The sequence below is a fragment of the Cellulosimicrobium cellulans genome, assembly GCF_016921195.1.
Lineage (GTDB): Bacteria > Actinomycetota > Actinomycetes > Actinomycetales > Cellulomonadaceae > Cellulosimicrobium > Cellulosimicrobium cellulans_F.
In genome coordinates this window covers 254018-278955 of sequence record NZ_JAFGYF010000001.1, presented here as the reverse complement: position 1 = coordinate 278955, position 24938 = coordinate 254018, and the positions used below count along the sequence as shown (strand labels likewise).

Sequence of the window (24938 nt, the reverse complement as noted above, 5' to 3'; positions counted from 1 at the left end):
ACGACCATGAGCACCTCGACCGGACGCCGCACCCTCGTGCGGGCCACCACCGCTGCCGCCCTCGGCGCCTCCGCCGCGCTCCTCGCCGCCCCGGCCGCGCACGCCGTCGAGGGTGACACGTACGTGCCGTCCCAGCCGTCGATGCGCCTCACCACGCTCGTGTCGGCGTGCGAGCAGGACGCCGCCTACCTCGACTACGCGATCGAGGTCGAGGGCACCGAGCACGACACCGTGACGGTCACCTGGATCAACCCCGACGGCGAGAGCGTCGTCCGCCCCGGGCTGCCGCTCCAGGGCCGGCTGCTGTGGCCGGGAGCGGTCGTCGACGAGCAGGGCCAGGGCATCGACTGGCCCGGGTGGCGGTTCGAGGACGGCGAGTGGGTCGAGGGCGACGAGTACGACTGGGTGCGCCCCGCCGTCGACGTGAGCTTCGAGGTCAACCCGCACGTGCTCGTGACCACGGTCTACCCGCCCTCGTCGCCCGACTGCGCGACGAACCCGCCCGGGGAGGACGACCCGGCCGGTGCCGTTCCCGTGTCGCACGAGGCGAGCGCGTCCGCGCAGAACCCGAGTCTGGCGGAGACCGGTGCGACGGTCGGCCTGTACGCGGCACTCGCCGCCGGTCTCGCCGCCGTGGGCACCGCCGTCGTGCTCCTGTCCCGTCGCGCGCGCCGGAGCTGACCCGCCCTCCGCACCACCGCCTCTCGACGCCCGTCGCCCGCAGACCCTGCGGCCGGCGGGCGTCGTGCTGCGTCACGGCCGCCCCTCTTGACCCGCCTGCCCCGCCGGGCTACCGTCCTGACGTCAGACATCTGACGTCATCTGTTCAAGTGTCCTCGGCAGCGTCGCCGTTCCCCGCCGTACCACCGCCGCGCCGAGCACCGACCGGAAGGAACGGCATGATCGGACACCTCCGCAGACCCGCGCGACGCGCGCTGACCCTCGCCACCGCGCTCGCGCTCGGGGTGGGCGGTGCCGTCGTCCCCGTCACGACGGCGGCCGCGCACCACACGACCCTCGCGCCCGACCACGACCTCGCTCCCGCGACCGGCGGGCCGGGCACGTACACCGAGCAGCAGCTCGCGACCAACGGCCAGGGCGGCTTCCCCAACTACCGCATCCCGGCGCTCACCGTCGCCCCCAACGGCGACGTCCTCGCGTCCTACGACGGCCGGCCCACCGCGGCCGACTCCCCCGGGCCGAACTCGATCCTTCAGCGCCGCTCCACCGACTCGGGCGCCACGTGGGGTCCGCAGGAGGTCGTCGCGGCCGGGAGGACCACCGCACCGATCGAGGGGTACTCGGACCCGAGCTACGTCGTCGACCGCGAGACGGGCACCGTCTTCAACTTCCACGTGAAGTCGTACGACCAGGGCTTCGGGGGCTCCCAGCCCGGTGTCGACCCGGCCGCGCGCAACGTCATCCACGCGAACGTCTCCACCTCGACCGACAACGGGCGCACGTGGACGCACCGCACCATCACCGCGGACGTCACGGCCGACCTGGGCTGGCGGTCGCGCTTCGCCGCCTCGGGCCAGGGCATCCAGCTCCGCTACGGCGAGCACGCGGGGCGCCTGCTGCAGCAGTACACGATCATCAACGGCTCGGGGCAGTTCCAGGCCGTGTCCGTGTACTCCGACGACCACGGCGAGACGTGGCAGGTCGGGACCCCGGTCGGCACCGGCATGGACGAGAACAAGACCGTCGAGCTCTCCGACGGGCGCGTCATGCTCAACTCGCGCGACTCCGCGCGCTCGGGCTTCCGCAAGGTGGCCTACTCGACCGACGGCGGCGTCACGTACGGCCCGGTGACCCTCGACCGCGAGCTGCCCGACCCGACGAACAACGCCGCGATCGTGCGCGCGTACCCGAACGCCCCGCAAGGCTCCGACGAGGCCAAGGTGCTCCTCTTCTCGAACGCGGCGTCGCAGTCGGGCCGCGTCAACGGCACGGTCCGCGTCAGCTACGACGACGGTGAGACGTGGCCCGTCGCGCGCGTCTTCCAGCCGGGAGGCATGGCGTACTCGACCCTCGCGACGCTCCCCGACGGCACGGTCGGCCTGCTCTACGAGCCCGACGGTGGGGGCGGCGGCATCCGGTTCGCCAAGCTCGACCACGACTGGCTCCTCGCCGCGCCGAGCAGCACGCCGGGCGACATCGAGGTCACCTCCGCGAGCGTGACGAGCACGGCCCCCGCGGGCGGCTACACCGTCGGCGACGTCGTCACGTACTCGTTCACCGTGACGAACCTGTCTGACGCCGTCACGACGGTCTCCCCGACCGGGAACCTCGAGCGGTTCGACCCCGCCCAGGGCGCGCCGAACTGCCGCTTCCGTGACCTCGCACCGCGTGCCGCCTACACGTGCACGTCCGCGCGGCACACGGTCACGCAGGCCGACCTCGACGCCGGGTTCTTCGCACCGACCACCACGTGGACCTCGACGTCCGGCACGACCGTCACGACGGTCGAGCACGAGGGGCCGGGTGTGTACTTCGGAGCGCCGGGCAACATCTCCGTGCGGGCAGCCCACGCCAACCCCCGGGAGACGTACGCCGTCGGCGACGTCCTGCGCTTCACGTACACGGTCCGCAACCTGTCGACGGCGGCGGCCTCGGTGGTCCCGACCGGGAACCTCGCGGGCCTCGACCCCGCGAACGCAGCCCAGAACTGCCGCTACCGCACCCTGCCGGCCGAGGGGTCGTACACGTGCACGTTCGCGCACCACGTGGTGACCCAGGCCGACCTGGACCGCGGGTCGTTCACGCCGGACACCACGTGGACCTCCACGTCGGGATCGAGCGTGACCGTCGTCGAGCTCGACGGTCCGACGGTCGAGCTCGGGAGCGAGGTCTCCCTCGACGTGCAGGCGGCGAGCCGCTGCCTCGCCGGCCGGGCCTACGTCGCGGTCACCGCGCGCAACACCGGCGACGTCCCGGCCGACGTCACGCTGCGCACGCCGTTCGGTGAGCGCACCGTCGCCGACGTGGCGCCGGGCAGCTCGGCGTACCAGTCGTTCGCGGTCCGCACGGCGGCGGTCGACGCGGGGACCGCGACCGCCACGACCGGGTCGGGGTCGGTCGACGCCGGCTACACGGCCGCGACCTGCGCCTGACCGCCCCGGCGCCGCCCTCGCGGCGGGCGAGGCACCCGAGGTGCCTCACCCGGCCGGGAGGGCGGCGCCCGGTGCGGGAGCGTCCACGGCGCGGCGCGAGAGCAGCGCCGCGACGAGGAAGCACACCGCCCCGACGAGCGTGCCGGCGTCGTCCCACCACTCGCTCACGTAGGTGCCCGTGGCCGGCGAGACGTAGGCCCCGACCGCCGACGCGCCGAACGCGACGGAGCCGACCAGGTTGAGCCACGTGCCGTGCCACGTGCGGGCGTCCGTGTCCCACAGGTGCCCGCGGTCGCGCGTCGCGACGACGGCGAACGCGGAGGACACGAGGAACGCGACGGACCCGTAGGCGTCGGGTCTCCAGCCCGCCCCGAGCCGGGTCGGGTCGGCGACCGCCGCCACGAGCGCCGCCGTCGTGCTCACGTTGAAGCACAGCGTCCCGACGAGCTGGACGGCCGCCGCCCACCAGTCCCACCGGTCGGCCGGGTGCGTCCCCGCGCGCGGCGGGCGCCGCCCGCTGAGGCCGAGCTGCACGAACGCCGCGGCGGTGAAGAACACCGCGCCGACGACGAACGTGACGTTCGTGGTGACCGCGCCGACGGCGTCGGCGTAGGGCGGGAGCGCCCCGACGAGGAAGCACAGCGACCCGACCGCGAAACCCCACGCCTCGCGCCGCAGACGACGCCGCCGCCCCTCCACGACCGTCAGTGGTGGAAGCCCGAGCGCCGACCCTCGGCGGGCATCGGCGACGTGAGCCCGTCGAGCCACTCGGTCTCGACCCGGATGTCCTCCAGGAGGTCGTCGGCGAGGTCTCGGCTCACGCCGTTGCGCACGACGATCCGCTGGACGGTGAGGTCCGCGAGGTCGTCGGGCATGGGGTAGGCCGGGACCAGCCAACCCTTCATCCGCAGCCGGTCCGAGAGGTGGTAGAGATCCCAGTTCTCGGTGTGGCCCGGCTTGAGCCGCCACGCGAACACCGGGATGTCCGACCCGTCGTTCCACAGGTCGAACGCGCCGATCTCCGCGATGCCGTGCGCGAGGTACCTGGCGACGTCCTGGCACTCCTGCTGGATCGCCGTGTAGCCCTCCCGGCCGAGGCGCAGGAACTGGAAGTACTGGAGCAGCACCTGGGCGCCCGGCCGCGAGAAGTTGAGCGCGAGCGTCGGCATGTTCCCGCCGAGGTAGCTCACCCGGAAGATCAGCTCCTCGGGCAGCGCGTCGAGCGTGCGCCACACGACCCAGCCGACCCCGGGGTACACGAGGCCGTACTTGTGGCCCGAGGTGCTGATCGAGTGCACGCGCTCCAGACGGAAGTCCCACTCGATCTCCGGCTGGAGGAACGGCGCGATCATGGCGCCCGACGCCCCGTCGACGTGGATCGGGACGTCGAGACCGGTGCGCTCCTGGAGCGCGTCGAGCGCCGCCGCGATCTCCTTCACCGGCTCGTACATGCCCGTGTAGGTCACGCCCATGATCGCGACGACCCCGATCGTGTTCTCGTCGACGTACTTCTCGAGGTCGCTGCCGTCCAGGCACGGGTGCTCCTCCGAGATCGGGACGTACCGCGCCTCGACCTCGAAGTAGTTGCAGAACTTCTCCCAGCACACCTGGACCGCCGAGCTCATGACGAGGTTCGGCCGGTCCGCCGGCTCGCCCGCCGCCCGGCGCGCGAGCTGCCACCGCCGCTTGAGCGCCAGGCCCCCGAGCATGCACGCCTCGGACGAGCCGATGGTCGACGTGCCGATGCAGTCCTGGACGTCGGGCACGTTCCACAGCGAGCCGAGGATGCGCCAGCAGTTCTCCTCGACCGCCGCGGTGCGCGGGTACTCGTCCTTGTCGACCATGTTCTTGTCGTAGACCTCGGCGTAGAGCCGGTCCGCCTCGTCGCCCATCCACGTCGCGACGAACGTCGCGAGGTTGAGGCGCGAGTTGCCGTCGAGCATCACCTCGTCGTGGACGACCTGGTAGGCGGACGTCGGCTCCATCTCGGCGTCCGGCAGGGTGAACCGTGGCGCGACCGCCCGCACGCCCGCTCGCGTGTAGGTCGGGCGCAGGACGTGCTGCTCGTCGGTCATGCTGGTTCCTTCCGACACGCCGGGTTCCGGCTCGTTCGATGGTCCCGACGGCGTCGCGTCAGGCGAGGGCCTTGGCCTTGAGAGCGGCGAACTCCTGCTGGTCGATCGCGCCCGCGTCGAGCAGCGCCTTGGCGTCCGCGATCTGCGAGGACGGGGACGCGCCCGCCGCGCTGCGGATGTACGCGTCGGTCGCCGCCTGGGCGCTCGCGACGCTCTGCGCGTGGCGCTCACCCATGCCCTTGCCGCGCGCGATGAGGTAGATCAGCGCCGAGAGGAACGGCACGACGATCAGCGCGATGACCCACACCGCCTTCCACCACCCGCTGAGGTGCCGGTCGCGGAACAGGTCCGCGACGATCTGGAAGAGGACCACCAGATACATGACGAAGAAGAACCACCACACCATGAGCCAGAACCAGTCCCAGAAGGTGTCCATGTCCATGCCTTTCGTGTCGGGGGCGTCCTCGCTCAGTCGGCGAGGATCCTGGCCTTCTGCGCCTCGAACTCCTCGGGGCTGAGCACCCCCTGGTCGCGGAGCGCGCCGAGCTGGGTGAGCTGTTCGATCCGGGCGTCCATCCCGGACGGCGCGGCCGGGGCGGGTGCGGCGGGCGGCGCGTACGCGGCCGGCGCCGGCGCGTACTGCTGCGGCGGCGGGGCGTACTGCGGCTCCTGCGCGGCCTCCTGGGCCGCCCATCGGCCCGCCTGACGGCGGGAGACGCGGTTGGAGACGGCGGTCGCCGTCCCGGCGATGACGGCGGTGCGCGCGACACCGCGGAGCAGTCCTGGCACGGGATCCTCCTTCGGGGGCCGGATCAGGCGTCCGGCTCGGTGGCGTCCAGCGACGCGAGGAGCGCCTGGACCGGGATGCGCCCGCTCGCGACGAGCTGGGCGCCGTTGCGGCGCAGGGCGGTCGCGAAGGGCGCCGCCCAGACGTTCTCGTAGACCAGCACGACCGCCGTCATGCCGGGGTCGACGGCGCTCGCGGCCTCGTCGAGGTCGTCGTCGCCGAGCAGGCCGGACCGCGAGCCCTCGAACACCGCGAGGTTCGTCGACCCGTCGTCGAGCTCCTCGAGCCCGAGGCCGATGACGCTGCCGTCGTCCTCCCGGCGCACGACCACGAGGTCGAGCACCCGGATGATGCCGCGGTCCACGAGGTCGACGAGGTGCGGGAAGGCCGCGTCGCCCGTCGCACGGTCGGTCGGGAGCTCGATGACCAGGAAGTCGATCGGCCCGCTCTCCCGGAGGTCGCCGAGCTCGTCACCGAGCCGGTCGCTGAGTTCCTGCGTCATGGTCCGTCCTCTCCGCATCCGTCCCGCGCGGCGCGCGGGCCTGTCCTCAGGTTTGCGCCCGCCGCCGGTCACGTCCTCACGCAGAACACGTGAAGTGGCTCCGGGGGCGGGACGTCGTCGCGACCGCTCACCCGCCGTGGCGGGGTGCCTCGTTCACGGGCAGCAGGTACTCCACGTGCATGGCGTCGATGCGCCCGTCGAGAGCGAACGGCATGCGGTCGGCGTACGCGCGGGAGACCGCACCGCCGTACGCGCGCCCGACGTCGAGGCAGTCGTTCGCGGAGAACAGCAGCGGAGCGCTCACGGGCACGGTTCCCGAGCCCACGTCGTCGCCGTCGACCCGCAGCACCACCTCGAGCGGACCCCCCGGACGCGGCTCCACGTATGTCGTCACGACCTCCACGGTGTGGTCGCCGGCCGCGAGCGGCGCGCTCGACCGGACCACGGTCCGCTGGATGAGGAAGAGGTTGTACTCGTACGTGAGCACCCCGTCGAGCAGGAAGCACGTGAGCCCGCCGCCCGCTCCCCCGAGCTTGTAGAGCACGCCATTCGCGGCGTCGGGGACGGACAGCCGGATCGTCACGTGGTTCGGCCGGTTGCCCAGCGCGGGCGCGCAGAACTCCGGGATGCGCACCGTGTCGCCCGAGAGGTCCCACGCGGTGTACGGCGGGCTGATCCGGTCCTCGGGGTGCATGACCGGCACCCACAGGCCGCCGCCCACCGGGAGGGCGTCGTTGCGCGCCGCCTCGATGGCGAAGAGCTCCTTGAGCTCCGCGAGCTTCTCGGGGTGCTCCGCGGCGAGGTCGTGCGCCTGGCTCCAGTCCTCGTCGAGGTGGTACAGCTCCCACCGGTCCTGGTCCGGGGTCCAGGTCTGGATCCCGGCGGGCATCCCCTGGACCCACGGCAGGCGGGGACCGGTCGCCGAGGCCATCCAGCCGTCGGCGTAGATCGACCGGCTGCCCATGATCTCGAAGTACTGCGTCCGACGGCGACCCTCGGCGCCGGCGTCGTCGATCGAGTACGCGAAGCTCGTCCCGTCGATCGGGTCCTGCGGGATGCCGTTCACCGTCTCGGGGTGGGAGATGCCGAGGATCTCGTAGATCGTCGGTGCGAGGTCGACGACGTGGTGGAACTGCGTGCGCGGCACGGGGTCCGGCTCGATGTGCCCGGGCCAGCTCACGAACATCGGGTTCCGCGTGCCGCCCAGGTGGGACGCGAGGAGCTTCATGCCCTGGTACGGCGACGACCCGGCCCACGCCCACGCGGCGTGGTACTGGTTGTCCGTCGCCGGAGTGCCGAGGGCGTCGAGCCCGCCGAGCTCCTCGAGCGCGGCGATGTGCTGCTCGACGGTCGACGGGATGCCGTTCTGCGCGAGCAGCTCGCTGATCGTCCCGTTCTGCCCCTCGCCCGACGAGCCGTTGTCGCCCCAGATGTAGACGACGATCGTGTTGTCGGCGTAGCCCAGCCGCTCGACCTCGTCGAGCAGACGCCCGGCCTGCACGTCCGCGTGCTCGCCGAACCCCGCGGCGACCTCCATGAGCCGCGCCTGGAACGCCTTCTGGTCGTCCGGGATGTCGTCCCACCCGGCGAGGCTCTCGGGGCGCGGCGTCAGCTCGGCGTCCTCGGGCACCCAGCCCGCCGCCTTCGCGCCCGCGAGCGCACGCTCCCGGTAGACGTCCCAGCCGTCGTCGAACGCTCCGGCGTACTTGTCCGCCCACTCCTTCATGATGTGGTGCGGCCCGTGCAGCGCGCCGGTGGCCCAGTACACGAAGAACGGCTTGTCCGGCGCGTTCGCCTTGTGGTCGCGCAGCCAGCGCATCGCGTCGTCGGCGATGTCCTCGCTGAGGTGGTACCCCTCCTCCGGGGTCTTCGGCGGCAGCGTCGGGGTCGTGTTCCGCACCAGGTGCGGCTCGTACTGCGACGCCTCGCCCGCGAGGAAGCCGTAGAAGTACTCGAACCCGTACCCGGTGGGCCAGCGGTCGAACGGGCCGGCCGCCGTCGTCTCCTCCGCCGGCGTGTTGTGCCACTTGCCCCACGCGCCGGTCGCGTACCCGTACTGGCGCAGCACCTCGGCGATCGTCGCGCTGCTCTTGGGGATGTGCCCCGAGTACCCGTCCCAGTCGTTCGCGAGCTCCGCGATCTGGCCGTTGCCGACGCGGTGGTGGTTGCGCCCGGTGAGCAGCGACGCACGGGTCGGGGAGCACATCGCGGTCGTGTGGAACCGGTTGTAGCCGATGCCGTTCGCGCGGACCCGGTCGAGCGTCGGGGTGCGCACCGCGCCGCCGAGCGTCGTCGGGAGCGCGGGCCCCGCGTCGTCGATGAGGATGACGACGACGTTCGGCGCGTCCGGGGGCAGGTGCCGTTCCGGCGGGCGCGGCGAGTAGGTGGACTCCTGGATCGTCCGGCCGGCGACGCTCCCCGACCGGCGGGGCGGGAACGGCAGGGATCGCTCGGCGGGGAGCGGCCGTCCGACGACCGTCCGGCGGGGCTCGTCACTCATCGTGTCTCTCCTGTCTGTCCACGACCTCACGGACCGGCGGCGCCGGCCGGACCGGCTCAGGTCGCCGGACCGTCGTGCAGGTGGGGAGCGCCCGGCGGCCCGACGACGCGTCGACCGTAGGTCCACCGCCACCGGGAGGGCATCACGCAGATCGCGCGATCGACGGCGCGGCGCCCCGCGGCAGCGGCCGCTCAGCTCCCGAGCAGACCGAGCGCCACGGCGCGCTCGACCGCGGCGCCGCGCGTCGTCGCGCCGAGCTTGCGATAGATCGCGCCGACCTGGGTGCTCACCGTGTTGCGGGAGACGAAGAGCCGACGCCCGATCTCCGCCATGGTGAGGTGGGTCTGGAGGTACGGCAGCAGCCGGAGCTCGGCCGGGGTGAGCGGCGGAGCGCCGTGGGTCGCGGCGACCGTCTCGAGCCGTTCCCGGAACGCGGCCACCTCGCCCGCCAGGAGGCCGACACGGGGACGGCGGCGCAGCACCTCCGCAGCCTCGGCGGCGAGGTGCGACGCCGTCGTGCGGTCCCCGAGGGCGAGGCACGCGTAGCCGAGCTGGAGCCGGACGCGCAGCGCGAGGTACGGCATGACGTACGTGCAGGGGACCCGTGCGCGCATCCCGCGCGCGACGAACCGCTCCGCCGCCGTGCGCTCGCCACGGTGGGCGGCCACGCGGGCGCGCGCGGCGAGGGCGATCGCGGTGGTGGAGTAGCCCTCCATGTGGTGCGCGTCGACCGTCTCGACGGCGGCGCGAGCATGCCGCTCGGCGTCGTCCCACCGTCCCTCGTCCATCGCGAGGATCGCCAGCTCCGCCTCGCTGAGGAGCACCGAGTCCGGGTTCCCCGCCTCGGTCCCGCGAGCCGCGGCCTCGACGAACGCGTCCCGCGCCGCCTCCCGGTCCCCCACGAGCAGGTGGGCCGAGCCGAGCAGGTGGAGCGCCTGGTCCCGCCACGGACTCCAGGCGGGCTCGTGCTCGACGGCGTAGCTCGCACACGCGAGCGACGCCTCCGGGCCCTCGACGCACATCGCCGCCCTCACCTGGCACCGGGCGGACTCGAGGGCGACGCGGTCCTCGTCGGGGAGGAGGTCCGCGTCGAAGCCCTCCAGCACCGCGGCCCACCGCTCGGCTGTCGCGGACTCCCCGAGCAGCAGCGCGCGCCACGCGGCGACGACGGTGAGCTCCGGGAACGCCTCGACGACGGCGTCGCCGAGGGTCTCCAGCCACCGTGTCACGACGGCGACCCCACCGTCCTGGTACGTCGGCAGCGCGAGGCGCCCGACGAGGACGGCCGCCTCCTCGACGTCGCCCGCCGCGAGGAGGTGCTCGACCGCCCGGGCCTCGAGCCCCTCGTCGACGTGCCACGCGGCGGCGCGCCGGTGGAGCGGTGCGAGGGCGTCGGGCTCCACGCGCTCGAGCTCCGCGAGCAGGAACTCGCGGAAGAGCGGGTGGTAGCGGAACCAGCCACGGTGGTGGTCGAGCGGGACGAGGAACAGGTTCGCGTCCTCGATCTCGCGCAGGCGCGCTGCGGCGTCCGTGGTCTCGAGCACGGCGTCGCACGTCGCCGCCGAGAGCTGGTCGAGCACGGCCGTGGCGCGCAGGAAGTGCTGGGTCGGCGCGGAGAGCGTGGTCATGCACTCGCGGTACAGGTAGTCCGCGACGAACCGGTCGGTCCCCGTGAGCGACGCGGGGTCCTCGCCGTCGCGCACGAGCAGCGCGCAGAGGAAGACGCCCGTCGGCCAGCCCTCGCACCGCTCGACGACGGCGTCGATGCCGTCGTCCGGAGCGGCGCCCGCGGCCCGGAAGATCGCGCGCGCGCCGTCGGCGTCGACCCGCAGGTCGTCCGGCCCGATCTCGACGAGGTCTCCCTCCACGCGCCGCCGCGCGCCGTGCCCCGGTGTGCGACGGCTCGCGACGACGACCTGCGACCCCGGGGGCACGCCGCCGAGCACGACCTCGAGCACGTCCTGGCACGCTACGGAGCCCGCCTCGTGGAGGTCGTCGACGAACAGCACGAACGGCGTCGCGGTGCGCGCGAGCGCCGCCGCGAGCAGCGGCGCGGACCGTCCCAGCATCGCCGCCCCGGTGCCGCGCATCTCCGCGGACACCGCGGCGACCTCCGGCGAGACGGGCGCGCACGCGAGCGCGAGGAGGGTCAGGAGCGCCCCGGGGTCGTCGTCGAGCCGGTCGAGGCTGGCCCACGCGACCGCCCGGTCCTCCATGCTCGCCCACTCGGCGAGCATCGTCGTCTTGCCGTAGCCCGGCGGGGCCGACACGACGACGACCCGAGCGCCGTCGCGCCGCGCACGGTCGACGAGCCCGCGCCGCGAGACCGCACCCTGACGAGGCGCCGGTGGCCGGACCTTGCCCGCGAGCAGCGCCGTGCTGAGATCCGGTCGTGCCGTGACCGCCTGGCGGCTCCCGTGGGACACTCCAGCAGCCTAGGAGCGGCCTACGGACCCCTCAACAGGAGCGGGTGAAATCACCCGGGAGCGCCGCGACGGCGGCCCGGAGCGGGGCCTCAGGGCACGCCACCGGGCTCCTCCGCGTCGTCCCAGCCTTCGACGGGTTCGAGGCCCAGCGCGAGCGCGACCCGCGGTGCCGCGGCGACGACCGTCGGCAGCCCGACGACCGGCACGACCGCGGCGAGGACCGCCACGACCTCCGCGGGGTCGACACCCGCCTCGACCGCGTCGTCGATCTCGGCCCCGTACGTCGGCACCGACGCACCGACGGCGACGGCGGCCGCGATCCGCACCAGGGCCCGGTCCCGCCCGGTGAGCGCGTCCTCCCCGAGGTCCCCACGGTCAGCGACGCGCTCGTCGTTGACGGTGAGCAACCGGAGCAGCTCTGCGTGATCCACGACGACCACCCACCCTTCCGACGCCTCGCCGACCGGGGTTGACCACCCGGGTCCGTCGTCCGCCCCTCCACCAGCATGCCGACGGCCCGGCGCGGGGTCGTCACGCAGAACGCGTGACGACCACGACGGCGCGGCGGTCGCCCGTCCGGGTGCCGCGCCGCCCCAGCACGAACGGCGCGGCACCCCGATGGACGCTCAGGCCGGTCGGACGGCTCCCGACAGGCCGGTGAGGACGTCCCCGCCGGTGACGTGCTGGCCTGGCTTACGGGCCAGGAGGATCTCGGTGAGCGCGGACTCGAGCGCGCGCGGCAGTCCGAGCGCGTGCAGGTGCGACACGCGCACCGACAGGGGCCGGTCCGCCGTGAGCACGCGGTGGGCGCGCTCCTTGTCGTCGTAGGGGACGCGAGCACGGTCGAGCGCGGCGAACACGCGGGCGGCGACGTCGTTGTCCGCGAGGCGGGGGTCGTGCCCGAGGTCGACGACGAGGCGGGACGCCGGTGCGACCGCCTCCACCGTGACGTGCAGCCCGCGGTCGTCGCGCTCGACGAGGGCGTCGGCGGGCGTGCCGTCGACGGTGACGACGGGTGCGACGTCGTCGACCGGACGGCCGCCGGCCACCCCGAGCGCCGGGAACGTCACCGTCCAGCGCCGCACCGGAGGCACCACGCGCGCGTCCCCCTGGACGGGTCCGACGGCGGCGCGGCCCGTCGCCTGGTCGAACGTCACCGGTGTGCGCGCCTCGTGGGGGGCGGCCCCCGGGGTCTCGCCGAGCAGCCCGCCGGGGAGGCCGCCCGGGGGGAGGCCCTCCGCGTCCTCGACGAGGTCGAGCGCGCCGTCGGACCCGACCACGACGAGCACCTCGACGTGCTCGGGGTGCGCGACGCCGTTGCCGGGCACCGTCGCGCCGTCGAGCGGCACGACCGCGCCGGTGCGCGCGAGGACGGGGATGCCCGTGAGGTCACGGTGCAGCCACACCTCCCGACCGCCGTCGTAGACCAGCCCGCCGAGCAGGTCGACCCACGTGCCCTCCGGGAGCCACGCGCGCACCGCGGCGGCTCCGGAGGCGCTGTCCGCGGGTGCCGTGATCGGCGCGACGACGAGCTCGGACCCGAAGAGGTACTGGTTGCCGGCCGCATAGGCCTCGGGAGCCTCCGGCCACTCGTGGTAGAGCGGCTGGACGAGCGGGACGCCCTCGCGCGCGGCCCGGACGTTCATCGTGTGCAGGTACGGCAGCAGGCGGTGACGCAGGCGCAGCGCCGCGACCTGGGCGTCGCGGGCCTCGGCGCCGAACGTCCAGGGCTCCTTGCGCGTGAACGGGTTCCCCGCCGAGTGCAGCCTCAGGATCGGCGAGAAGACGCCGTACTGCACCCAGCGCGTCGCGAGCTCGTCGTCCTTGGTGCCGTGCATGTGGCCGCCCACGTCGTGGCTCCACCACCCGTACCCGATGTTGCTCGCGGTCGCGGTGAAGTAGGGCTGGAAGTCGAGCGACTCCCACGAGATCACGGAGTCGCCCGAGAACCCGACGGGGTAGCGATGGCTCCCGGGACCGGCGTACCGGGAGAAGGTCAGGGCTCGCGTCGCCCGGCCCGCGGCGGCCCGCGACTCCTCGCCCGCGTTGTCGAGGTAGTGCACGTGGTTGAGCATCCACAGCGGGTCGACGCCGGGCACGCGCGAGACGCCGCCCTGCTGCCAGTCGACCCACCAGAAGTCGACGCCGTCGCGCTCGAGCCCGCGGTGCAGCACCTCGGTGTAGGCACGCAGGAAGTCGCGGTCCGTCACGTCGAACGGGATCGGCTCGCCGTGCTCGGGGTCGCGACCGAGCGCGGTGGCCATCTCCGGGTAGGCGTCCTCGAACGCGCGGACCCCGTCCGCGGGGTGCACGTTGAGCGTGACGCGCAGGCCGTCGTCGTGCAGGGACCGCAGGAACGCCGCCGGGTCGGGGAACAGGTCGCGGTTCCAGGAGTATCCGGTCCAGCCGCTCCCGTGGCGCGGGTCGACGTCGGTCACGTGCCAGTCCATGTCCAGCACCGCGACCGACAACGGGACGCCCTCGCGACGGAAGCGCCGCACGAGCTCGGCGTACGAGTCGGCCGAGTACCGGTGGAAGCGGCTCCACCACGTGCCGAGCGCGTAGCGGGGCAGCACCGGCTGCGGGCCGGACAGCGCGTAGAACGCCCGCAGCGCGGCCCGGTAGTCGTGCCCGTACGCGAAGACGTACAGGTCCTGGCGCGACCCGTCGCGCGGGACGACCCAGCCGTCGTCGGCCAGGACGAGGCTGGTCGAGTCGTCGATCACGGCCCAGCCGTCGCGCGAGACCACCCCGGGGCCCAGCGGGACCGGGCCGTCCGCCTCGTCGAGGGTGCGCGCCGTCCCGCCGAGGTTGCCCGGCCCGTTCCCGACGGCGTCGGGCTCCACGGGGACGGCCGTCGCCGGGACGCCCGGCCCGCGCTGCCCGTACCGCCACACCCCGTGGTAGGCCGAGTGCGCGCCGAGCACCTCGACGCTGAGCCCGCTCGCGCTGAACGGCCCCCCGTCGTACCGCAGGCGCAGCCGGTCCGTGACGATCTCGACCCCGCCCGCGGAACCGGTGCCGGACCGGGTCACCCGGAAGTCCGGCACCGGCAGGTCGCGGTGCAGCGCGAACGCCGACGCACGGTCCTCGAACACGCCGTCCTCCGCGCGTTCGAGCCGCACGAGACCGTCGGCGAGCACCGTGATCCGGTACCCGTCGCCCCGGATCGTCGCCCCGGGACGGGCGACGGGGCTGGTGGCGAGGCGGGGCGGGAAGGTCATGTGCGGTGGTTCCTATCGGTGCTGGCTCGGGATGCTGGGTCGATGCCGGGTCGGCCGCCGAACCCGGGTTTACGGGCGGACACGGTGCCGAACCCGGGGATGTCGGCGGGTTCGGCAACCAGGGGTGCTGCAACCCCGGGTTCGGCACCGGTGGGTGGGCCGGGCCGTCACGGTCACGGGCGGGTCACCCCGCACGCGAGGCCGTCGAGCGTGGCGGCGTCGAACGCCGGGGCGACGCGGAGGCCGGGGACGTGCGTGGTGCCGAGCACGACGAACGTCGTGCTGCGCCCCGGGCGCAGCACGGTCCGGCCCGACGCCGTGACCCGCGTGCCGTCCTGCGCGACGGTGGCGCCGATCCCCGCGGCCGCGACGTCGCCCGGCCGCGCGTACCACGCGAGCTCCCAGCCATCCAACGGCTCGGTGCCGGTGGTGGTGACGCGCACGGTCGTGAGCGTCGTGCCCCCGACGGTGACCGTCCCCGCCTCGACCGAGCACGTCGCGGGCGCGTCCTCGAGGAGGCCGTCGTTGCCGCCCTCGTCGTGGACGGTGCCCCACAGGTGGTGGTCGCCGTCCGGCTGCGTGGTGACGCCCGAGACGCGGACGTCGGAGAACCGGTGGTCGCCGCCGAGGCGCACGGCGACGCCGTACGACCCGGTGCGCTCGATCGTCGTGTCGCCGACCCGCAGGTCATTGACCCAATGGCTGCCGCTCACGAGCAGTCCCTCGTACGTCGAGTCGAGGATCTCGGTGCCGCGGATCACGACGGGCGTCGTGATGTGGCTCGTGTCCGCGAACACCCAGATGCCGCCGAACGACGTGCTCCAGTTGGGTTCCCACCCACCGGTGCGGATCAGCGTGCTGTCCTCGACGACCGTGGTTCCCGAGAACGGCACCGGGTTGAAGCGCGTGCTGACCGCGACACCCGCGGCGGCGGTGAGCGTGTCGCGCACGACGAGACCCGAGACACGGTTCGAGTCGCCGCCGTAGATCGCGGCTCCGTTGCCCAGCAGCGGGCTCGTGACCGTGCTGCGCACGAACGAGGAGCGCGTCACCGCGCCGCCCGAGGACCACATCGCCATCGCGTCGTCGCCGGTGTTGCGCACCGTCGTGTGCTCCACGCGCGTGTCCGTGACCCGGCCGTGCAGGTGGACGCCGTCGGCGAACGTGTCGCGCACGCGGAGCCCGAGCGCGTACAGGCCGTCGGTGCCGGTGTCGGCCCAGAGACCGACCTTCGTGTGCCTGACCCACACGTTCTGCACGAGCGAGCCCTGCCCGAAGCTGCCCTCGAGCGCCGCGTCGAACCGGGCGTCGTCGCGGAACCGGACGTCGCCGTCGACCATGAGGTCCGCGATCGTCACGCCCGACCCCTGAGCGTAGAAGCCGCCCTTGCCGGCGCGGCCCGCGACCACGGAGTACCAGGGCCCCGCGCCGCGGACCGTGACGTCGTGCACGCGCACGCGGTCGGTCAGCGTGAAACGGCCGGGCGGGACCCACACGCCCGTCCCGGCCTCGCGCGCCGCGGCGACCGCAGCGACGAACGCGGCGGTGTCGTCGGTCGGGGTGGCTGTGGACGAGTCCGTGGAGGAGTCGTCCGAGGCGCCGTGGTCGCGCACGTCCACGAAACCGGGAGGTGCCGTGAGCGGCGCGGGCGCGACCTCGGTCTCCACGAGGTCGACGGTGTACGGGAGGTCGGCGGAGGCGCTGTCGCGCTGGAGGCGCAGCGTCGTGCCGGCCTTCAGCTCGCGCGGGAGCACCACGCGCGTCTCGTCGAAGAACCGCTGGGCCCCGCCCTGCGTGGGGTCGTTGCCGTACGGATAGCCGCCGTAGACGTGGGAGTAGCGCGAGGTGACGTCGACGTCGGCGACCTTGCGCCCGCCCGCGTAGACGCCGAGCGAGCCGTCCTGGCCCGTCCCGTCGGTCGAGTCCGGCACCGAAGCGCGCAGCACGATCGCGTTCGCCGGCTCCGTGAGGGTCCACTCGACGTGCTCGCCGGTGCGGTCGAGCGTGACGGCCTGACGGCCGGACGCCTCGGCCGCGACCGTGCGGAACGCGCGGCTCGGCGCGAGCACCTCGCCGGTCGTGCGGCCGTGCTCGGCCTCGTACGTCGTCGCGGGCGTGGACGCGCCGCGGTCCGCGAACGGTTCGCCGCGCTGCAGCGTCACGCGGTCGATCTCCAGGCCCGACGGCGCCGGCGCACCCCGGTCGGGCGCGTCGCCCTCGGCGCCCGTGCGGCGCAGCTCGACGCTGCCCAGCCCGGCGCGGAGCGGGAGGGTCACCGCGACGTCGCCCCAGCGCTCGCGCGGGGCCAGCACGAGACGCCCGACGGGCTGCCCGTCCACCGCGAGGACCACGTCCTGGTCGGCGCCGGTGCTGTTGCGGTACCGGAACGTCACGGTCTGGTCGCCGGCCTTCGCCGCGTCCACCGCGACGACGAGGCGCGCACGGGGAGAGGCCAGATCGACGCCCTCCGCCCCGGCGGTCGCGCCGTTCGCGGTGAACGCGTCCTCGGCCTCGTACTGCCGGCCGGTGCGCGGGGTCGTCGTGCGCAGGACGTCCGCGACGTCGTCGTACCGCGTGTCCGGGCCCGAGCCCGGCTCCGTGCCGGGCTCGGTCGCACCGCCGCCAGGCGTCGAGAGGTCGCCGACCGTCGTCAGCGCGATCGCGTCGAGGTTGACGTTGCCCGTGTCGCCGGCGTCGAAGCGGTAGACGACGGTCTGCTCGCCCGCGGCGAGCGACACGACCTCCTGGTGCACGAACCACGTGCTCCACGAGGCGCCCACGGCGGAGGGCAGCGTGACCTGCCGGTCCTCGGTCGCGCCGTCGTGCACGACGACCTGCGAGAGCGTCATGTCGGAGCCGAGCCCGTTCGCGTACCGGAGGTTGAGGCCGTACTCGCCGGCCTCCGGGACGACGAGCGTGAACGTCACGCTCGCGGTCCCCGTGTGGTCGATGACGAACCCGTCGACGAACCCGGTCCCGGAGAACCCGAGGTGGTTGTCGTTGACGCCCGCGCCCCCGGCGAGCACCGCGTGCTCCGCCTCGAGCTCGATCGGCAGCACCCCGGCCACCGCGGCCTCGGACGACGGGGCGGGCAGGACGGCGGGCTCCGCCGCCGCGGGCCCGGCGACCAGCGCGGCCCCGACGAGCGCGGCGACCACAGCCCCCGCTGCGGGCATGGAATGGGCCCTGTCGGAACGATTCGAACGTGCCCATTTCATGCCCGCAGCAAGGGTGGGGGTGGAGGTGGGCCAGGTTCGGTGCACGACGATCTCCTTCGACCGCAGGACGGACGGCTGGGGGGTGGTCTGCGGGGGCGTGGGCGAGACGCCGAACCCGGGGTTGTAGGCCGGTACGGTGCCGAACCCGGGGATACGGGCGGGTTCGGCACCGGGGGGTGCAGCAACCCCGGGTTCGGCGGTGGGCGTCAGCCCTGGGCGGCGTCGAGGAGCGCCTGGGCTTCCTTCTGCGCCTGGGCGACGAGTGCCGGGATGTCGGCGTTCTCGTCCGTGAGCACGGCCTGGACGACCGGGTCGAGGAGCGCGTAGATCTCCTGCGTCGAGCGCGCGGGCTCCGGAACGATCGGCTGGTCGAAGATGTTCTCGGTGTAGGAGCTCATCTGGTCCACCGGCACGTTGACGTACTCCGCGGTCCAGGCGCGCGACTCGAGGTAGGTCTGCTCGTCGAAGACCGGGAGCTCCGGGGCGCCGACCGGCTGGTCGTTCGCGACGGCGGTCTCCGCGTCGAGCTTCGCCGCCGCCTCGTCGGTGAGCTTCTCCATGTAGTAGAAGTCGATCCACTCGACGCCGGCCGCCTGCTCCTCGGGCGACGCCTTCGCGCTCACCGCGGCGAGCGTGCCGCCGCCGAGGACGCCGCCGTCGCCGACGAGGGGGATGACGGTGAGCCCGTAGTCGTCCGGGTTCATCGCGTTCTGCGTGAAGAGGTTGCCGTAGTTGCCGCCGCCCGAGACGTACATCCCGATCTGACCCGCGGCGAAGTCCTGGTTGATGCTCCCCCAGTCGTAGAGGAAGTTCGCGCCCATCGAGTCGTCCTCCCACCGCAGCGCGTGCAGGTACTCGAGCACCTCGGTGAGCTCGGGCGTGTCGATCGTCGACGTCGCGGTCTCGCCGTCGAACTCCTGGACGTACCCGCCGAACGCGTTGGTGAGCGTCGTGAGGATCCAGCCGCCCGTGTTGCTCGACGTCATGGTCGCGTAGCCCGCGACGCCGGTGGCGTCCGCGATGGTCTTCGCGTCCTCGCGGACCTCCTCCCACGTGGTCGGCGGGTCGTCGGGGTCGAGCCCGGCCTGCTCGAACAGCGTGCGGTTGTAGTGCAGGCCCTGGCTGTAGGCGGCGATGGGCACGGCCCACATCGAGCCGTCGGCGGCCTGGCCGGCCTGCGCGACGTTCGGGTTGAAGTCCTCCGCGTACGGGAGCTCGGCGACGAGGTCGCTGATGTCGGCGATCTGCTCGCGCTCGATGAGGCCACGGCCGTCGGTGAACGGGATGGTGAAGACGTCGGGGAGCGTGCCGCCCGCGAGCTCGGTGGCGAAGGTCGTGCCCTCCCAGGTGTACTCGCGCGCCGTGACGGTGATGTCCGGGTGCTCCTCCTCGAACTGGGCGACGCGCTCGTCGAACTTGGCTCGCGCGTCGTCGTCCAGGCCGGCGTCGATCGAGACCTCGATCTCGACCGCGCCGGAGCTCGCGGCGCCGTCGCCCTCGCCGCCGGTGCTGCACGCGGTCAGGGTGAGGACCAGGGCGCCGGTGAGCGCGGCCGCGCCCGCCGTGGTTGCTGACTTCATCGTCTCTCCTCGCTGAGGACTCCGGGCCATGATGCCCGCGTCTGCTGGGTGTCGGGAACGCGCTGCCCCTCGACGCCGCCGGTACGTCCCGTCGGTCGCCGTCCCCACCGTGAGCAGTGCAGGTTTAGCGCTACACGTTTAACGCTAAACGCGCTTAGGATCGGCGTCAAGCGACCGACGGGTCACGAGTTGGTCACGGCGCCCGGACGCCGTCGCCGCTACCGTCGACCCTCGGGCCGACCCGCGCCCCGCCCACGACCGAAGGAGCCGTGCCGACGATGGCCCGCGTCACGCTCAAGGACATCGCCCGCGAGGCGGGCGTGTCCGTCATGACCGTCTCCAACGTGGTGAACGGCAACCTCGGCCGCGTCTCCCCCGCGACGGCCCGCGAGGTCGAGCGCATCGTCGCCGCGCGGGGCTACGTGCCCAACGGTCCGGCGCAGAGCCTCGCGGCCCGGCGCACGCGTCTCGTCGGGCTCCTGCTGCCCGACCGCGCCGACGGCGGCAGCCTGCTCGGCAGCCCGCACGACGTCGCCGTCGCCGGGGCCGTCGAGGCGCGCCTGCGCGAGCGCGACCACCACCTCATGCTGCGGGGCGTCACGCACCACCGCGACGTGCTCGACTCCGTGCAGCGCTGGAACCTCGACGGGATCGTCGTCATGGGGTTCACCGACGACGAGCTCGCGACGCTCGACCTGCCGCGGGGCGTGCCCGCCGTGGTCGTCGACACCTACGTGGACGCCCCCGGTGCCGCGACCGTGCGTGCCGACGACTTCGAGGGCGGGCGGCTCGCGGGCGCGCACCTGCGCGCCCTGGGTCACCGCGAGGTCGTGCTGTGCGGGCCCGTGGGCACGACGAGCCAGGTCGTCCGCGAGCGCCTCGCCGGCTTCCGCGCGGGGCTCGGCCTCGACCCGGCCGACGCGGCCGAGCCGAGCGCGCCCGACCGTCACACCCGGGAGGAGGGAGCGGCGCAGGACGTGGTCCGTGGCGAGGCGGGGGACGGCGTCGTGCTGCACGTCGTACCGGCGAACACGACGTACGACGACGGCCTCGACGCCGCCGCGCGCGTCGCGGCCAGCCATCCCGGCGCGACGGCCGTCTTCGCGACGGCGGACGTCCTCGCCGCGGGGATCTCGCGCGGGCTGGCGCAGGCCGGGGTCAGCGTGCCGGGCGAGGTGTCCGTCGTCGGGTTCGACGACGCCGAGATCGCCCGGTACGTCGATCCGCCGCTCACGACGGTCGCGCAGGACACCGCGCTCAAGGGACGCACCGCGGCGGACCTGCTCCTGGACGCGCTCGACGACGGCGCGTCCCGACCCCGACGCACCGCCCTCGGCGCGACCCGCGACGAGCCGGCCGAGGGCCCGACGGGCGTCACCCGCATCGACGTCGCGCTGGTCGAGCGACGGTCGACCGCGGCCGCGCCGTAGCCGCGGCTGCCCGTGACCGGTACGACGGCGGTCGGGACCTGGTCCTCGCGTCGTTCGCCGAGCACGCGGGCGGGTCGCGCTGACCGGTCCCCGCTTGCGGGTGGAGCCCGCCGCCCCGAGCGTGGTGAGGGTCCGGGACGGGCCGCGAGGCCGGTCCGCCGACGCGAGCGTCGTGCGCCGAGGCGACGCCCACCGAGGAGGCCGCCATGACCGAGAGCAGCAGCGGACGTCACGCGTCCGAGACCACGGCGGACGCCGCGGCCATGCCCGCCCCCGACGCCGAGCGCAAGCCCGACTCCCCCACCGACCTGCACAAGCCGTCGTGGGGGTTCGCGCTCAAGGGTGCGGTCCGCGAGTTCATGGACGACCAGTGCACCGATCTCGCCGCGGCCCTCACGTACTACGCCGTGCTCGCCTCCGCACCCGCTCTCCTGGCGCTCGTCTCGCTGCTGGGCCTCGTCGGTGACGGCGAGAAGGCCGTGGACTCGGTGCTCACGAGCGTCGAGGGCGTCGTCCCGTCCACGACGCTCGACATGATCGAGCCGCTCGTCGAGCAGGCCGCGAACACCGACAAGGCCGGGTTCGCGCTCGTCATCGGTGTCGTGCTCGCGCTGTGGTCCGCGTCCGGGTACGTCGGCGCGTTCGCCCGGTCGATGAACCGCATCTACGAGGTCGAGGAGGGGCGACCCATCTGGAAGCTGCGTCCCGCGATGCTCGGCGTCACCGTGGTCACCGTGGTCCTCGCGGGTCTGGTCGTCGCGAGCCTCGTGCTCTCCGGGCCGATCGCGCGGCAGGTGGGCGAGCTCGTGGGCCTCGGCGACACCGCGATCGCCGTCTGGCAGGTCGCCAAGTGGCCGGTCGCGCTCCTGCTCGTGGTGATCCTCGTCGCGCTGCTCTACCACCTCACGCCCAACGTCAAGCAGCCCAAGTTCCGGTGGGTGAGCCCCGGCGCGATCCTCGCGATCCTCGTCTGGGTCGTCGCCTCTGCGGGCTTCGGGCTGTACCTCGGCAGCGGGTTCAGCAGCTACGGCGCGACCTACGGCACGCTCGCGGGCGTCATCATCTTCCTGCTGTGGCTCTGGCTGACGAACCTCGCGCTCCTGCTCGGGGCGGAGCTCGACGCCGAGGTCGAGCGCAGTCGAGAGCTCCAGGGCGGTCTCGAGGCGGAGGAGCGGCTCCAGCTCCCGCCGCGGGACACGCGCGCGAGCGACAAGAAGGCGGCCAAGCGCGAGGAGGCCGTCGAGCAGGCGCGTGCGCTGCGCGAGAGCGGGGGGCACTCCGCCGACGCCGACTCCCGGGACGGTGGCCCGACCCGCGAGACCGGCCCAGGGACGGCGCGCTCGGAGGGCGACGGCGACCGGTGCGACGCGTAAGGCGGCCTACCGGGCGGGCGCCGGGTCCGGGATCTCGTCGGGCCGGTAGCGCGGAAGGCGGCTCGCGGGGAGGATCGCCGTCGCGCTCACCCCGGCGAGGATGAGCAGCCCGATCCGCAGCGTGCCCAGGCGCGCCTCCTCGTTGAGCGCGACGGCCGCGTCCACCTGCGCCGGCGTGGCATCGGTTCCCGCGAGGACCGTGCGCAGGTCGTCGTTGCTCACGAAGTTGACGGTGTCCAGGTCCACCTGGGCGACGAGCGACGGCGGCAGCTCGGGGTGCTCGACGACGGCGCGTCCGACGCTGAACGACAGGATCGTCACGAGCAGCGCCCCCGCGAGCGCGGTGCCGACCGCCGAGGCGAGGTTCTGCGTCGTGCCGCGGACCGAGCCGACGTCGCCCGCGAGGGTCTTGGGCGCCGCGGTGACGAGCACGTTGAACACGAGCGTCACCAGGGCGCCCTGGCCGATCCCGAAGACGACGAGGCCGAGGATCGTGGGCAGCGTCTCCCAGTTGTTCGTCACGACGAGCGACAGCCAGAGCAGCGCGACGGTGGTGAGCGCGAAGCCGAAGACCCCGATCGTGCGCGGCGGGTAGCGCCGGTAGAACCGGACGACGAGCGTCGCGGTGACGAACACCGTGAGGTTGAACGGCATCATCGCGAGCGCGGTGTCGAACGGGGTGCGGCCCTGCACGATCTGGATGTACAGCGGCACGGTGAAGTTCAGCGCGGCCTCGAGCGCGACCACGACGAACATCGCGTACACCGCCGCCCGCTCGCTCGGGCGCGCGAGGACGGACAGGTCGACGAGCGGCACCTTGCCGGCGGCGGTCCGGCGCCGCGTCCACCAGAAGAACGTCTGCCCGAGCACGACGCCGAGCAGCACGAGCAGGGGCGCGGGCGAGACCCCGACGAGGTCGAACGGCGCCCCCGGCGCGGCGAAGAACAGACCCCACGCGTTGAGGTTGTTGAAGCCGAGGGTGAGCGCGACGACCGCCGCGCCGACGAGCAGCGCGGCCACGAGGTCGATCCGGATACCGGGGTCGCCGGCGTCGGAGCCGGAAGCTGAGGACGAAGACGGCGACGGCGAGCGCCAGGACGATCGCGAACGTGGGCCGCCAGCCGATGAGCGTCCCGAGCGCGCCGCCGATGAAGAACGCGCTCATGCCCGACACCGCGCGCGCCGACCCCAGCGACCCGATCGCCGTCGCCTGCTGGGCTCCGCGGTAGTTCTCCGCGATGAGGGCGACCAGGGCGGGCACGATGATCGCGGCCGAGGCGCCGGCGACGGCCTGGCCCGTGATGGCCCACGCGACGGTCGGCGAGAGGATCATGAGCAGCGCCGACCCGGCGAACGTCGCCACGACGACGCGGAAGATCGCGACCCACCCGATCCGCTGCCCCAGCTTCGCCCCGGTCATGACGAGCGCGGCGACCGCGAGGCCGTAGACGACGATCGTCGTGCTCGCGACGGTCGGCGGGACGCCGAAGTCCTCCACCATGCCGCCCAACGACACCGGTAGGGCGGCGACGTTGAACGACATGAGGACCTGCGCGAGGAACAGGCCGACCATCGGCACCCACGACCGACGGTCCTCCGTCGCCGGTGCGGTGCTGCTGTCGACGACACGGGTGCTCACGATGCCGGGTCCCTTCTCTCGGTCGGGCGGGTGGGCGTCACGGGGACCTGGGGGGACGACGCGAACAGGTTGAGGCCGAGCGTGCGCGAGAGGTAGGCGGTCGCACGCTGCCCGCGCACGCTGTTCCCGGCCGGGTCCAGGGGCGGGGAGTACGTGCCGATCGCCCCCTTGCCGGGCGCGACGGCGACGATCCCTCCCGCCACGCCGGACTTGGCGGGGAGGCCGATCTCGAACAGCCACTCCCCCGAGCGCTCGTACATCCCGGTCGCGGCGAGCACCGCGAGCGTGTCGCGGCACACCTGCGCCGAGACCACGCGCTCGCCCGTGACCGGGTTGACGCCGCCGTCCGCGAGCGTCGCCCCCATGACCGCGAGGTCGCGCGCGCTCACGCGCAGCGCGCACTGCCTGGTGTAGACGTCGACGACCTCGAGCGGGTCGACCTCGATGCGTCCGTAGCTCTCCAGGAGCCGCGCGATCGCCTTGTTGCGCATGTTCGTCGCGGACTCCGAGCGGTACACCTCGCCGTCGAGCTCGAGCGACCGACCGGCGAACCGGGACAGCCCGGTCCTCACGTTCTCCCACTGCTCGGCGAACGACGCGCCCGGCATGAGGGCCGTCGTCGCGAGCGCGCCCGCGTTGACCATGGGGTTGCGCGGGTGGCCGTCGTGGAGCTCGACCGCCATGACGGAGTTGAAGGCGAGGCCCGTGTTGTCCACCCCGACCCGTTCGAGCACACCCTCGTGCCCGTAGGCCTCGCACACGAGCGCGTAGACGAACGCCTTGGAGATCGACTGGACGGAGAACTCGACGTCGGCGTCGCCCACGGCGTGGACCGCACCGCCCGACTCGGCGACGCACACGCCGAACAGCGACCGGTCGGCCTCCGCGAGGACGGGGATGTAGTCGGCGACCGCGCCGTCGTCGTTCCCGCGGTAGCGCTCGTGCGCCGCACGGACGCGCTCCTCGACGCGGCCCCAGCCCGGGAGCGACCCCGTCGCGACCTCCTGCTCGACGCGGCCGACACCCAGCTCCATGCCTGCCCCCGCCCTCGCTCGCACGTCCGGCCCAGCG

At 73.7% G+C, this 24938-nt stretch carries 17 protein-coding genes and 1 pseudogene; 4 read left to right on the top strand and 14 right to left on the bottom strand.

The window, feature by feature from the left end:
- The first annotated feature begins 6 nt into the window (after positions 1-6).
- Both JN535_RS01115 and JN535_RS01110 read left to right on the top strand, forming a co-directional pair.
- The gene (locus JN535_RS01115) at positions 7-681 is read left to right on the top strand and encodes a peptidase (RefSeq protein ID WP_205201199.1); all 675 of its coding nucleotides are present in this window, start codon (positions 7-9) and stop codon (positions 679-681) included.
- A 218-nt stretch (positions 682-899) separates the two neighbouring features.
- Positions 900-3113 (top strand): sialidase family protein, encoded by a 2214-nt coding sequence (locus tag JN535_RS01110; RefSeq protein ID WP_205201198.1) that lies wholly within the window; start codon positions 900-902, stop codon positions 3111-3113.
- A gap of 45 nt (positions 3114-3158) precedes the next feature.
- Here JN535_RS01110 and JN535_RS01105 read toward each other — a convergent pair whose 3' ends face one another.
- The 11 genes from JN535_RS01105 to JN535_RS01055 all read right to left on the bottom strand — a co-directional run bounded on the left by JN535_RS01105 (position 3159) and on the right by JN535_RS01055 (position 19425).
- On the bottom strand, positions 3159-3812 hold the full coding sequence (locus JN535_RS01105; protein WP_205201196.1) for a YrhK family protein: 654 nt from the start codon (positions 3810-3812) through the stop codon (positions 3159-3161).
- A gap of 5 nt (positions 3813-3817) precedes the next feature.
- Positions 3818-5188 carry a glutamate decarboxylase gene (locus tag JN535_RS01100; protein ID WP_205201194.1) on the bottom strand — a complete coding sequence of 457 codons (1371 nt, stop codon included), beginning with the start codon at positions 5186-5188 and terminating at the stop codon, positions 3818-3820.
- Positions 5189-5246: 58 nt separating this feature from the next.
- Positions 5247-5624, bottom strand: a complete 378-nt coding sequence (locus JN535_RS01095; RefSeq protein ID WP_205202881.1) for an SHOCT domain-containing protein — start codon at positions 5622-5624, stop codon at positions 5247-5249.
- 32 nt (positions 5625-5656) lie between these two features.
- The gene (locus JN535_RS01090) at positions 5657-5977 is read right to left on the bottom strand and encodes an SHOCT domain-containing protein (protein WP_307868041.1); all 321 of its coding nucleotides are present in this window, start codon (positions 5975-5977) and stop codon (positions 5657-5659) included.
- A gap of 23 nt (positions 5978-6000) precedes the next feature.
- The gene (locus JN535_RS01085; protein ID WP_205201192.1) at positions 6001-6477 is read right to left on the bottom strand and encodes a DUF6325 family protein; all 477 of its coding nucleotides are present in this window, start codon (positions 6475-6477) and stop codon (positions 6001-6003) included.
- A 127-nt stretch (positions 6478-6604) separates the two neighbouring features.
- A complete protein-coding gene (locus JN535_RS01080) occupies positions 6605-8977 on the bottom strand; it encodes an arylsulfatase (RefSeq protein ID WP_205201190.1) in 2373 nt (790 codons plus the stop codon).
- Positions 8978-9168: 191 nt separating this feature from the next.
- Positions 9169-11403 (bottom strand): AAA family ATPase, encoded by a 2235-nt coding sequence (locus JN535_RS21375; protein ID WP_205201188.1) that lies wholly within the window; start codon positions 11401-11403, stop codon positions 9169-9171.
- Between the two features lie 89 nt (positions 11404-11492).
- The gene (locus JN535_RS01070; RefSeq protein WP_205201186.1) at positions 11493-11834 is read right to left on the bottom strand and encodes a carboxymuconolactone decarboxylase family protein; all 342 of its coding nucleotides are present in this window, start codon (positions 11832-11834) and stop codon (positions 11493-11495) included.
- Positions 11835-12029: 195 nt separating this feature from the next.
- On the bottom strand, positions 12030-14627 hold the full coding sequence (locus JN535_RS01065; protein ID WP_205201184.1) for a glycoside hydrolase family 31 protein: 2598 nt from the start codon (positions 14625-14627) through the stop codon (positions 12030-12032).
- 173 nt (positions 14628-14800) lie between these two features.
- Positions 14801-17803, bottom strand: a complete 3003-nt coding sequence (locus JN535_RS01060) for a CBM35 domain-containing protein (protein ID WP_205201182.1) — start codon at positions 17801-17803, stop codon at positions 14801-14803.
- Between the two features lie 248 nt (positions 17804-18051).
- Positions 18052-19425: an ABC transporter substrate-binding protein gene (locus tag JN535_RS01055; RefSeq protein WP_205201180.1), complete on the bottom strand. Its 1374-nt coding sequence runs from the start codon at positions 19423-19425 to the stop codon at positions 18052-18054.
- A gap of 278 nt (positions 19426-19703) precedes the next feature.
- Between JN535_RS01055 and JN535_RS01050 the strand changes: the two genes are divergently transcribed.
- Positions 19704-20855 (top strand): LacI family DNA-binding transcriptional regulator, encoded by a 1152-nt coding sequence (locus tag JN535_RS01050; protein WP_240200486.1) that lies wholly within the window; start codon positions 19704-19706, stop codon positions 20853-20855.
- 206 nt (positions 20856-21061) lie between these two features.
- On the top strand, positions 21062-22228 hold the full coding sequence (locus JN535_RS01045; protein ID WP_205201176.1) for a YihY/virulence factor BrkB family protein: 1167 nt from the start codon (positions 21062-21064) through the stop codon (positions 22226-22228).
- Between the two features lie 6 nt (positions 22229-22234).
- Here the strand turns inward: JN535_RS01045 and JN535_RS20480 are convergent, their stop codons facing one another.
- From JN535_RS20480 to glsA, 3 genes and pseudogenes are all read right to left on the bottom strand, one after another.
- A complete protein-coding gene (locus JN535_RS20480) occupies positions 22235-23248 on the bottom strand; it encodes an MFS transporter (protein ID WP_307868039.1) in 1014 nt (337 codons plus the stop codon).
- A 133-nt stretch (positions 23249-23381) separates the two neighbouring features.
- A pseudogene (locus JN535_RS20475) lies at positions 23382-23771 on the bottom strand (MFS transporter); the annotation flags it as partial.
- 92 nt (positions 23772-23863) lie between these two features.
- Entirely contained in the window at positions 23864-24901 is a 1038-nt protein-coding gene (gene glsA, locus JN535_RS01035) for a glutaminase A (RefSeq protein WP_205201173.1), read from the bottom strand.
- Positions 24902-24938: the final 37 nt, after the last annotated feature.

Excerpts from the sequence above, each read along its gene's own strand:
- JN535_RS01115 (WP_205201199.1), top strand. The coding sequence starts at position 7 with ATGAGCACCTCGACCGGACGCCGCACCCTCGTGCGGGCCACCACCGCT.
- JN535_RS01110 (WP_205201198.1), top strand. The coding sequence starts at position 900 with ATGATCGGACACCTCCGCAGACCCGCGCGACGCGCGCTGACCCTCGCC.
- JN535_RS01100 (WP_205201194.1), bottom strand. The coding sequence starts at position 5,188 with ATGACCGACGAGCAGCACGTCCTGCGCCCGACCTACACGCGAGCGGGC.
- JN535_RS01095 (WP_205202881.1), bottom strand. The coding sequence starts at position 5,624 with ATGGACACCTTCTGGGACTGGTTCTGGCTCATGGTGTGGTGGTTCTTC.
- JN535_RS01085 (WP_205201192.1), bottom strand. The coding sequence starts at position 6,477 with ATGACGCAGGAACTCAGCGACCGGCTCGGTGACGAGCTCGGCGACCTC.
- JN535_RS01080 (WP_205201190.1), bottom strand. The coding sequence starts at position 8,977 with ATGAGTGACGAGCCCCGCCGGACGGTCGTCGGACGGCCGCTCCCCGCC.
- JN535_RS01065 (WP_205201184.1), bottom strand. The coding sequence starts at position 14,627 with ATGACCTTCCCGCCCCGCCTCGCCACCAGCCCCGTCGCCCGTCCCGGG.
- JN535_RS01060 (WP_205201182.1), bottom strand. The coding sequence starts at position 17,803 with ATGCCCGCAGCGGGGGCTGTGGTCGCCGCGCTCGTCGGGGCCGCGCTG.
- JN535_RS01055 (WP_205201180.1), bottom strand. The coding sequence starts at position 19,425 with ATGAAGTCAGCAACCACGGCGGGCGCGGCCGCGCTCACCGGCGCCCTG.
- JN535_RS01050 (WP_240200486.1), top strand. The coding sequence starts at position 19,704 with ATGGCCCGCGTCACGCTCAAGGACATCGCCCGCGAGGCGGGCGTGTCC.
- JN535_RS01045 (WP_205201176.1), top strand. The coding sequence starts at position 21,062 with ATGACCGAGAGCAGCAGCGGACGTCACGCGTCCGAGACCACGGCGGAC.
- glsA (WP_205201173.1), bottom strand. The coding sequence starts at position 24,901 with ATGGAGCTGGGTGTCGGCCGCGTCGAGCAGGAGGTCGCGACGGGGTCG.